Origin of the sequence: Roseovarius sp. D22-M7, from assembly GCF_037083785.1 — a bacterium.
Classification (GTDB): Bacteria; Pseudomonadota; Alphaproteobacteria; order Rhodobacterales; family Rhodobacteraceae; genus Roseovarius.
This window is the reverse complement of sequence record NZ_JBAPKY010000008.1, coordinates 17,152-26,708: the sequence shown is the minus strand read 5'-3', so window position 1 is coordinate 26,708 and position 9,557 is coordinate 17,152. Positions and strand designations below refer to the sequence as shown.

The following is a 9,557-nucleotide window of genomic DNA, read 5'->3' as shown; positions in this document are numbered from 1 at the left end:
CGCGCCGCAGTATAGAACGGCCGAAACCGAACGGAGGCCCGATGCGCAGCGCCAAGATAAACCGCACAACCGCCGAGACCGATATCACCGTGGATATCGCCCTCGATGGCAGCGGCGCCCATGACATCGCCACCGGCGTCGGCTTTTTCGATCACATGCTGGACCAGTTGGCGCGGCATTCACTGATCGACATGACTGTCCGCTGCAGCGGCGACACGCATATCGACGATCACCACACGGTCGAGGATGTCGGCATCGCCCTGGGCCAGGCCCTGCGCGAGGCGCTCGGCGACAAGCGCGGCATCCGCCGGTATGCCTCGTGCCTGCTGCCTATGGATGACGCGCTGGTGCGCGCAGCACTCGATCTTTCCGGCCGGCCCTACCTTGTCTGGGCGGCGGAGATGCCGACGGGGAAGATCGGCAGTTTCGATACCGAACTCGTGCGCGAATTCTTCCAAGCGTTTGCGAGCCATGGCGGCATCACGCTGCACGTGGACGGGTTGCGCGGCCTCAACAGCCACCACATCGCCGAGGCGGCGTTCAAGGCGGTGGCGCGCAGCTTGCGCGATGCGGTCGATCGCGACCCGCGCGCCGCGGATGCGATCCCATCGACCAAGGGCAGCTTGTAACCCATGACCACCGTCATCGTCGATTACGAGAGCGGCAACCTGCACTCGGCGGAAAAGGCGTTTCAGCGCATGGCGCAGGAAACCGGTGCGGGCGAGGTCCGCGTTACCTCCGATCCGGAGACGATCCGCCACGCCGCGCGCATCGTGCTGCCCGGCGACGGCGCCTTCCCCGCCTGCCGCACGGAACTTTACGACCATCGCGGCGTGTTCGAGGCCATGGAAGAGGCCGTGCTGCAGCACGGGCGCCCTTTCCTCGGGATCTGCATCGGGATGCAGATGCTGGCCACGCGCGGCATGGAATACGCCGAAACGCCCGGTTTCGACTGGATCGGCGGCACGGTGACTCGGATCACGCCCGCCGATCCCACGCTCAAGGTGCCGCATATGGGGTGGAACGATCTGGCGATCGACCATCCGCATCCGATCTTCGAAGGTGTCGAGACCGGCGATCACGCCTATTTCGTGCATTCTTACCACTTTCGCGTGGCCGATCCCGCGCATCTGCTGGCGCATGCCGAGTATGGCGAGGCGGTCACGGCGGTGGTGGGACGCGACAATATCGTCGGCACGCAGTTCCATCCCGAGAAAAGCCAGAAGACCGGGCTGCGGATGATCGCCAATTTCTTGGGCTGGACGCCCTGACCCCTCAGCGCGCCCAGAGCCGCGGCTCCGCCATCTCGATCGAGTTGTCCGCAGCGTCGCGAAAATAGATCGAACGCGCGCCGTTCGGCCAGTGGAAATCGGCCTCGATCCCGACACCTGCGGCGCGCAGCCGCGCGCACCAGTCATCAAGCGCCGAGGCGGCGACCGCGAAACAGAAATGCCCCGGCCCCCGCGCGCCATGCGGCGGCACCGGCAACCTGGGGTTGTTCGGTGGTTTGGACGTCTCTGATGGATTGAAGATCAGGAGAACACCGTCTCCCACGCGGTAGAACACGTGCCGCTCACCCACCCGCACGAGTCGTTCGAGACCCAGAAGATCGCCGTAGAACCGCTCGGCCGCATCCAGATCCTCGGCGTAGAGTGCCGCTTCGAGGATGGCGTCGGGCGGGACGGCGGTGGGCAGGTCGCTGGTTGTCATCGTCTGACTATACCGCAGCACGCGCCCTGAAAAAACCGGGCGTTTGCCTCGGGCCGGGCCGGATCACTCCACCCGCGCCCAAAGCTGGCTTTGACAGATCGGCCCGAGGCAGCCGCTGACCTTCAGCCGGTCCTTGCCCTTCAGATCCATCCGGGCGGCATATACCCTGTCATGCGCTGGTACCCAGGCCCGACCGCGATACTCCCCATCGCCGGTAGGCGTCACGTCCCAGAAGACGCGTTTCCCGACGTTTTCGGTCGTGATGCGGTCACCGTCGGAATCGTAAGTTCGCACGATCTCGCCACAAAGCGCCGCGTCGCATTTCGTGACCTGAACATGCGCGATCTGACCTTTCTTGTCGGGCTGTGTCTGCCAGGTTCCAATCGCCGGCTCGGCGCTGGCGAGGGTCCCAAGCCCGATGACTGTGGCGCTCAGCACCATCAAGGATGTCAAATGCATCGTTCCCCCTACTGACTTTGCTCTCTCTTGAATCACTAGATAGTGATTCTGGCGGGCATCACCATGTTCGATCCGCCGGGTCTGAGCGGATTTCAGCGCAAAACCGGACACGGTATATTCATCCCGAAGCCCCGCCGCGCGGCTTCCAGCAGCCCGACGGTGCCGCGTTGCATTTCAAGGGGGCACATGCCAAAGCGCAGTCATCGCAAATGCACAGGGGCACCGTGCCATGATCCTTTACCCCGCCATCGACCTCAAGGACGGCAAGGCCGTACGTCTCTTGCGGGGCGACATGGCGCGCGCGACGGTATTCAACGACGACCCCGCGGCGCAGGCGCGCGCCTTCGTGGATGCGGGCTGCGAGTGGCTGCACCTCGTGGATCTCAACGGCGCCTTCGCGGGCCAGCCGGTCAATGCAGCGCCGGTCGAGGCGATCCTGAAGGAATGCGACGTGCCCGCACAACTTGGGGGCGGCATCCGCGACATGGCGACCATCGAGACATGGATCTCGAAAGGCCTCGCCCGCGTGATCCTCGGCACCGTCGCGGTCGAGAACCCGACGCTCGTGCGCGAGGCCGCGCGCGCCTTTCCGGGGCAGATCGCCGTCGGAATCGACGCGCGCGCTGGCCTCGTGGCGACCAAGGGCTGGGCCGAGGCGACCGATGTGGACGCGACCGAGCTTGCGAAATCCTTCGAGGATGCCGGGGTTGCGGCGGTGATCTATACCGACATCAACCGCGACGGGGCGATGCAGGGGCCGAATGTCGAGGCAACGGCGGCACTTGCGCGCGCCGTGAGCATCCCGGTGATCGCCTCGGGGGGCGTGTCGTCACTCGACGATCTGATCGCGCTGCGCGACTGCGGCGCATCCCTGAACGGCGCGATATCGGGCCGCGCGCTTTACGACGGCGCGCTCGACCTGCGACAGGCTCTCGCCGCGCTCAAGGGCTGACCGCGGCCTGCGTCAGTCCCCGGCGGCCTTGGCCGTCAGCTTGCCAAGCGCGCCGGTCATCATCGCGATATACTCCGCGTCATGGTCGATATCGAGATTGTCGAACATCTCTTCGGGGTTCTGATAGGCCAGCCAAGCCTGCCCATCGCCGTCCTCGTAGACCAGCACCTTCATCGGCAGGAACAGCCCCGCGCGGGGATCGTCCTGCATCGCCTGCGTGCCGATCTTCGGGTTGCCGAAGATCAACACCTGCGTCGGGCCAAGATCCATGTCCACCGATGCCGCACCCGCTGCATGATCGACGCGGGCAAAGACGGTCGCCCCGGCCCCGGTGACCGCAGCCTCGAGACGGTCCATGGTGGTCGCCACATCGGCCGACGATTCGACCATCATCAGGTCGTCCTCGCTGGCAAGGGCGGGGATCGCCGACACAGAGATGGCCATGGCAGCAAGCAAACGCGTCATTTCGACCTCCTTGCGTTTCGGATGATATATTGCGCGCATCCTCTGGCATCCCGAACGATTTGCCCATAAACAATGACGTGAACGACACCCATCAGCGATAACATGCTCAAAACCCGCATCATTCCCTGTCTGGACGTCGCCGATGGCCGCGTGGTCAAGGGCGTGAATTTCGTCGATCTGCGCGACGCCGGCGATCCGGTGGACGCCGCGCGTGCCTATGACGCGGCGGGCGCGGACGAGCTGTGCTTTCTCGACATTCACGCCACGCACGAAAATCGCGGCACCATGTTCGACGTGGTCCGCCGCACGGCCGAGGCCTGCTACATCCCGCTGACCGTGGGCGGCGGCGTGCGGACCTCGGAAGACGTGCGCGCCCTGCTGCTGGCGGGCGCCGACAAGGTCAGCTTCAATTCCGCCGCCGTCGCCGATCCGGACGTGGTGGCGCGCGCCGCCGACCGCTTCGGCAGCCAGTGCATCGTTGTCGCCATAGACGCCAAGACCACCGCCACCGGCACGTGGGAGATCTTCACCCATGGCGGGCGCAAGCCGACGGGCATCGACGCGGTCGCCTTCGCGCGCCGCGTGGCCGACAAGGGCGCGGGCGAGATCCTGCTGACCTCGATGGATCGCGACGGGACAAAGGCCGGGTTCAACATCGCCCTGACCCGCGCCATCGCCGACGCGGTGGATGTGCCGGTGATCGCCTCGGGCGGTGTCGGCACGCTCGACCACCTCGTCGAAGGGGTGACCGAGGGGCACGCCTCGGCGGTGCTGGCCGCGTCGATCTTTCACTACGGCACCCATTCCATCCAGGAGGCCAAGCACCACATGGCCGCCGCAGGTATCCCAATGAGGCTTGTCGCATGACCCTCGACGATCTCGAACGCAGCATCCAGGCCCGCGCCGCCGCCGATCCATCCGAAAGCTGGACCGCCAAGCTGCTCGCCAAGGGCCCCGAGAAAGTGGCCGAGAAATTCGGCGAAGAGGCGGTCGAGGCGATCATCGAGGCGGTCAAGGGCGATCGCGCACGACTGACCTCGGAGGCGGCGGATGTGCTTTATCACCTGCTGGCGATGCTGCATTCGCGCAACGTGGCCCTGTCGGACGTGATGGCGGAACTGGCCGCGCGGCAGGCGAGATCGGGCCTGTCGGAAAAAGCGTCCCGTCCCAAAGAGTGACCCGATGATCCGCCATATCGTTTTCTTCTCCGCCGCCGAGCCGGAAGATGTCGAGCGCATCCGAGAGGGGCTGATGATGCTGGCCGAAATCCCGCATTCCAGCCATTTCGAGGTCGGCCGGAACCTGCAAAGCGACGCCATCGAAGGCGCACGCGTCGATCTGGTGGTCTACGGCGAGTTCGAAGACGAGGCGGCGCTCGCGGCCTACAAGGCACATCCGATCTATGCAGACTGCATCGCCCGCGTACGCCCCCTGCGAGAACTGCGCATCGCCGCCGATTTTGAATCCGGATGAGGCCAGGCCGGAAATTTCCAGAAAATTCCGGACAGGAAAAATTCCGGACAGGAAAATTTTCAATTTTCCGCCACCCCAGCCCCGAGCGCCTCTTCCGCCGCCTTTGCCACCCGTAACAGCCGTTCCTCTAGGAACGCCGCGCCGCACAGCATGAGCCCGCAACTGGGCGTGCCCGTGGGCAGCGTCACAGCACACAGCCCCATCAGGTTGGCGACCCGCGTGTTGCGCAGGGTCAGCAGGTTCTCGGTGACGTAATAGGCGTCATCCTCCATCAGGCGGTCGTGTTCGGGGGGCATGTTGGGGGCGGTGGGCATCAGCACCGCGTCATAGGCCGCAACCCGCGCCTGCCACTGCGCGCGCAGACCGTCCAGCTTGTGCCAGGCGGCCACGTAATCGGCCGCCGACACGGACTTTCCGCCGCGGAACCGCTCCAGGATCGGGACGAACATCTTCTCCGGCGCCGCCTCGATCACGTCGCGCCAGAGCCCGTAGGCCTCGCCGGTGAACAGCGTGGGCGACAGCGGCATCGCCTCGGCCACCTCGGGCGCGTCGATCTCCTCGACCACGGCCCCCGCCTCGCGCAACCGGGTGACGGCGGCGGCATAGCCCGCCTCGGGTTGCGGGCGGATATCGTCCATGACCACGGTGCGCAGGGCGGCAAATCGCAGCCCCGTCAGCGACGCGCCGCGCAGATCCGCCGCCCTGCCGCCCTCCAGCGCTGCGAGCATCAGCGCCGCGTCCTCGACGCATTTCGCAAGCGGTCCCACGGTGTCGAATCGCAGGCAAAGCGGCACGACACCCGACAGTGACACGCGCCCCGAGGTGGTCTTGAGACCCACAAGATCGTTCCAGGCGGCGGGAATGCGCACCGATCCGCCGGTATCGGAACCGATCCCGCACGCGGCCAGCCCGAACGCCATGCTGGCCGCGGCCCCCGAGGACGACCCGCCCGGCACCGCGTCCGGGTCGTTCACGCAAGGCGGCGTCGCCGTCACCGGGTTGAGGCCGATCCCGGAAAAGGCCAGCTCGCTCATATGCGTCTTGCCCAGGCACACCAGACCCGCCGCCGTCGCGTTTCGCAGCACTTCCGCATCCCGATCGGGCACCCGGCCCTTCAGCAGCGCCGAGCCCGCCTCTGTTGCCACGCCCGCGCTGTCATAAAGATCCTTCCAGCTGATCGGCACCCCGTCGAGCGGCCCGAGCCGCTGACCGGCCCGCGCGCGCTCGCCCGCCGCCGCGGCCTCGGCGCGGGCGCGATCCTCGGTCACCACGCTGTAGATGCGGTCGCGCAGGGGATGGGATGCTATCGCGGCGAGATAGGTGTCGCACAGCGCCTCGGGATCGATCTCGCCGCCGGCGATGCCACGCCCCAGATCGCCCGCCGTCATTCCCAACCAGTTCCGCATCGTGCCGCTCCTGTCATGCCCGTTCCTATTGCTAATGGCAGAGCGGCGCATGGACAATCCCGCACGGACTGACATATTCAAGGGCATGGAACATGACAGCGATATCCTGATCGTCGGGGGCGGTCTCAACGGCCCGCTTCTGGCCCTCGCCGCGGCGCGGTCCGGCCTGTCGAGCACGGTGATCGACGCCCTGCCCGCCGCCACGCGCACGCAGGACGGGTTCAACGGCAAATCCTACGCGCTCGCCCTCGCGTCGGTGCGGCTTCTGCGCAATCTCGGGATCTGGGACCGGGTCGCCGACAACGCGCAGCCGATGCTCGACATCAAGGTCTCGGACGGGCGCCCCGGCGAAGGCCCCGCGCCGTTCTTTTTGCATTTCGATCATGCCGAGATCGAGGAAGGGCCGATGGGGCACATGCTCGAGGATCGCTTCCTGCGCCGCGCGCTGATCGAGGCGATGGACGACGTGCCCCAGATCACGCAAGTCTCCGGCGACAGCGTGACCGCGCAAGACGTGGACAAGACCGGCGTCACCGTCACCCTCGCCTCGGAGCAGATCCTCCGCGGACGGCTTCTGGTTGGCGCCGACGGGCGCGGGTCCGGCACCGCGGCGCGTGCAGGGATCAGGCGCACCGGCTGGCGCTACGGGCAGACGGCGCTTGTCGCGGCGATCGAGCACGCATTGCCGCATCACGGGGTCGCACACCAGTTCTTCATGCCCTCGGGCCCGCTGGCGATCCTGCCGCTGCCGGGCAATGTCAGCTCCATCGTCTGGAGCGAGACGGACGCGACCGCCGCCCGGTTCGCCGCGCTGTCGGACGAGGATTTCCTCGAGGTGTTGCGCCCGCGTTTCGGCGATTTCCGCGGCGAGATCACGCTGCGCGGCGCGCGCTACACCTATCCGCTGAGCCTGAGCATCGCCAACAGCTTCGTGTCCGACCGCCTCGCGCTGATCGGCGATGCGGCCCACGGCGTGCATCCGATCGCGGGGCAGGGGCTGAATGCCGGGCTGCGCGACGTGGCGGCGCTGGCACAGGTGCTGCACGAGGCGGGGCATCGCGGCGAGGATATCGCGGCGGCGGATGTGCTCGAGCGGTACCAGCAGTGGCGGCGGTTCGACACGACGACGCTGGCCATGGCGACGGACATGACCAACCGCCTCTTTTCCAACGACAATCCGCTGTTGCGGGCGGCGCGCGACCTCGGCATGGGCGCGATCGGCCACATGCCCGCCCTGCGTCGCGGCTTCATCCGCGAGGCGGCGGGCCTGACCGGGGACCTGCCCGCGTTGATGCGGGCGTAGCACGCGGGCATGCCGGGCTACGGGGTGTAGCGCAGGAACCGGATCATGGTGTCGCCGTAGCGCCGCTCTTCTATCATATCCACGCTCTCGGGCGGCTGGATCCCGGCGCTTTCCTCCCACAGGATCAACGCGTCCGCGGCGATCCATCCTTTTGCGAGCATCGCCGCGAGCGCCTTTTCGCCAAGCCTCTTGCCGTAAGGCGGATCGAGAAAGACAAGATCATGCGGCCATTCCGGGCACATCCCCGGCCGGCGCGCATCCGAACCGATCAGGCGCACATGCGACTCTGCCCCGCATAGCGCGATGTTCCTGCGCAGGAGCGACAGCGCGGTGCGCCCATTCTCGACGAAGGTGACCGACGCCGCGCCGCGCGACAGCGCCTCGAGCCCGAGCGCGCCGGTGCCGGCGAAGACATCGAGAACCCGCGCGCCGCTGACCGGATCGTCATATGCCCCGGCCAGAACGTTGAACAGGCTTTCGCGCACGCGGTCCGAGGTGGGCCGCAGATGCGCCGCCGCGTCGCCCTTGCCCAGACCGGCAAGCGCGCGCCCGCGATGCGCGCCGCCGATGATCCTCATGACGTCAGTAGCGTTTTCAGATCGGTCGCCGGGTCCGCGACGATCCCCGGATCTGCGGTCTTCCCGGCCTCGATCAGGCGCTTGCCCACCATGTAGGCGCGCGGATCGTTCATCGCGTCGACGGCCAGCAACCGGTCGCCCTTGTAATACCAGACCGACATCGCCGTGCCGCCGCCGCGGGTGACCACCCGGTCGTAGCCGGCATTGAGCCCGGCGATCTGCAGTTTCACGTCGTACTGATCCGACCAGAACCACGGTTTCGGGACATAGGGCGTGCCGGCGCCCATGATGTTGCCTGCCACGCATTCCGCCATGTCGATGGCATTGGGCACGCTTTCGAGCCGCAGCCGCGCGCCGTCATGCGGGAAGGACGCACAATCGCCGACTGCCCAGATGGCCGGGTCCGACGTGCGCCCCTGCGCATCCACCGCGACGCCGTTGTCGATCTCGAGACCCGCCGCCTCGGCCAGGCGCGTGTCCGGAACGATGCCGATACCGACGATCACCATGTCGACGCCGATCTCGCTGCCATCGCCAAGCCTGGCCGTATGGACGCGGCCGTCGCCCGACAGCCGCTCCAGCCCGACGCCCTCGCGCAGGTCGACACCATGGCGGGTATGAAGGTCGCGGAAATAGTCCGCGGTCTCGGGGGCGGCGACCCGGCCGAGGATGCGCTCCGTCATCTCGACCAGCGTCACGGTCATACCGCGGGCCGCCGCCACCGCGGCGGCCTCCAGCCCGATATATCCGCCGCCCACGATGAGCACCCGCGCACCGGGGATGAAACCCGGGCGCATCGCGTCCACATCCGAAAGCGTGCGGACCTCGTGCACCCCGTCCAGATCGCCGCCGATCGCCGCTGGCAGCCGTCGCGGCACCGATCCCGTGGCCAGCACCAGATGCGCGTAGGGAAGGTCCTCGTCGCCGATCGTCACCGTCCGGGCCGCGCGATCGATCCCGGTGACGGGCGTACCGAGCCGCAGGTCGATCCCTGCCTCGGTATAATAGCGTTCTGGACGCAGGTAGAGCCGCTCTGCCGTCATTTCGCCCAGAAGGTATTTCTTGGACAGCGGCGGACGCTGATAAGGCGGGACCGGCTCGTCACCGACAAGCGTGATGCCGCCGTCATAGCCGGCATCACGCAACCGCGCCACCAGCGACGCGCCCGCCTGTCCCGCGCCTATCACCACAACAGCCGTCATGCCTCTCTC

At 67.1% G+C, this 9,557-nt stretch carries 13 protein-coding genes; 7 read left to right on the top strand and 6 right to left on the bottom strand.

The window, feature by feature from the left end:
- The first annotated feature begins 41 nt into the window (after positions 1–41).
- Both hisB and hisH read left to right on the top strand, forming a co-directional pair.
- Positions 42–629 carry an imidazoleglycerol-phosphate dehydratase HisB gene (gene hisB, locus V8324_RS05450; protein WP_336418912.1) on the top strand — a complete coding sequence of 196 codons (588 nt, stop codon included), beginning with the start codon at positions 42–44 and terminating at the stop codon, positions 627–629.
- Between the two features lie 3 nt (positions 630–632).
- Positions 633–1,271, top strand: a complete 639-nt coding sequence (hisH, locus tag V8324_RS05445) for an imidazole glycerol phosphate synthase subunit HisH (RefSeq protein ID WP_336418911.1) — start codon at positions 633–635, stop codon at positions 1,269–1,271.
- Between the two features lie 4 nt (positions 1,272–1,275).
- Here hisH and V8324_RS05440 read toward each other — a convergent pair whose 3' ends face one another.
- Entirely contained in the window at positions 1,276–1,710 is a 435-nt protein-coding gene (locus V8324_RS05440) for a VOC family protein (protein ID WP_336418910.1), read from the bottom strand.
- A gap of 63 nt (positions 1,711–1,773) precedes the next feature.
- On the bottom strand, positions 1,774–2,169 hold the full coding sequence (locus V8324_RS05435) for a DUF2147 domain-containing protein (protein ID WP_336418909.1): 396 nt from the start codon (positions 2,167–2,169) through the stop codon (positions 1,774–1,776).
- Positions 2,170–2,398: 229 nt separating this feature from the next.
- Here V8324_RS05435 and hisA point away from each other — a divergent pair, with 229 nt between their 5' ends.
- On the top strand, positions 2,399–3,121 hold the full coding sequence (hisA, locus tag V8324_RS05430; protein WP_336418908.1) for a 1-(5-phosphoribosyl)-5-[(5-phosphoribosylamino)methylideneamino]imidazole-4-carboxamide isomerase: 723 nt from the start codon (positions 2,399–2,401) through the stop codon (positions 3,119–3,121).
- A gap of 12 nt (positions 3,122–3,133) precedes the next feature.
- On the opposite strand, the gene V8324_RS05425 is transcribed toward hisA, so the two are convergent.
- Complete coding sequence (locus V8324_RS05425; protein ID WP_336418907.1) at positions 3,134–3,586, bottom strand: DUF302 domain-containing protein; 453 nt, start codon at positions 3,584–3,586, stop codon at positions 3,134–3,136.
- Positions 3,587–3,688: 102 nt separating this feature from the next.
- Between V8324_RS05425 and hisF the strand changes: the two genes are divergently transcribed.
- The 3 genes from hisF to V8324_RS05410 are packed head-to-tail and all read left to right on the top strand — an operon-like array spanning position 3,689 to position 5,059.
- Positions 3,689–4,453 carry an imidazole glycerol phosphate synthase subunit HisF gene (gene hisF / locus V8324_RS05420; RefSeq protein ID WP_336418906.1) on the top strand — a complete coding sequence of 255 codons (765 nt, stop codon included), beginning with the start codon at positions 3,689–3,691 and terminating at the stop codon, positions 4,451–4,453.
- Entirely contained in the window at positions 4,450–4,764 is a 315-nt protein-coding gene (locus V8324_RS05415; protein WP_336418905.1) for a phosphoribosyl-ATP diphosphatase, read from the top strand. The genes hisF and V8324_RS05415 overlap by 4 nt, the downstream gene beginning before the upstream one ends.
- A gap of 4 nt (positions 4,765–4,768) precedes the next feature.
- Complete coding sequence (locus V8324_RS05410; protein WP_336418904.1) at positions 4,769–5,059, top strand: Dabb family protein; 291 nt, start codon at positions 4,769–4,771, stop codon at positions 5,057–5,059.
- A 59-nt stretch (positions 5,060–5,118) separates the two neighbouring features.
- Here V8324_RS05410 and V8324_RS05405 read toward each other — a convergent pair whose 3' ends face one another.
- Entirely contained in the window at positions 5,119–6,465 is a 1,347-nt protein-coding gene (locus V8324_RS05405; RefSeq protein ID WP_336418903.1) for an amidase, read from the bottom strand.
- Positions 6,466–6,514: 49 nt separating this feature from the next.
- On the opposite strand from V8324_RS05405, the gene V8324_RS05400 reads away from it, so the two are divergent.
- Positions 6,515–7,768 (top strand): UbiH/UbiF/VisC/COQ6 family ubiquinone biosynthesis hydroxylase, encoded by a 1,254-nt coding sequence (locus V8324_RS05400; RefSeq protein ID WP_336418902.1) that lies wholly within the window; start codon positions 6,515–6,517, stop codon positions 7,766–7,768.
- A gap of 17 nt (positions 7,769–7,785) precedes the next feature.
- Here the strand turns inward: V8324_RS05400 and rsmD are convergent, their stop codons facing one another.
- Both rsmD and V8324_RS05390 read right to left on the bottom strand, forming a co-directional pair.
- Positions 7,786–8,346, bottom strand: a complete 561-nt coding sequence (rsmD, locus tag V8324_RS05395; protein ID WP_336418901.1) for a 16S rRNA (guanine(966)-N(2))-methyltransferase RsmD — start codon at positions 8,344–8,346, stop codon at positions 7,786–7,788.
- Positions 8,343–9,548, bottom strand: coding sequence for an NAD(P)/FAD-dependent oxidoreductase (locus V8324_RS05390; RefSeq protein WP_336418900.1), 1,206 nt, complete (start codon positions 9,546–9,548; stop codon positions 8,343–8,345). The genes rsmD and V8324_RS05390 overlap by 4 nt, the downstream gene beginning before the upstream one ends.
- Between the last annotated feature and the right edge of the window lie 9 nt (positions 9,549–9,557).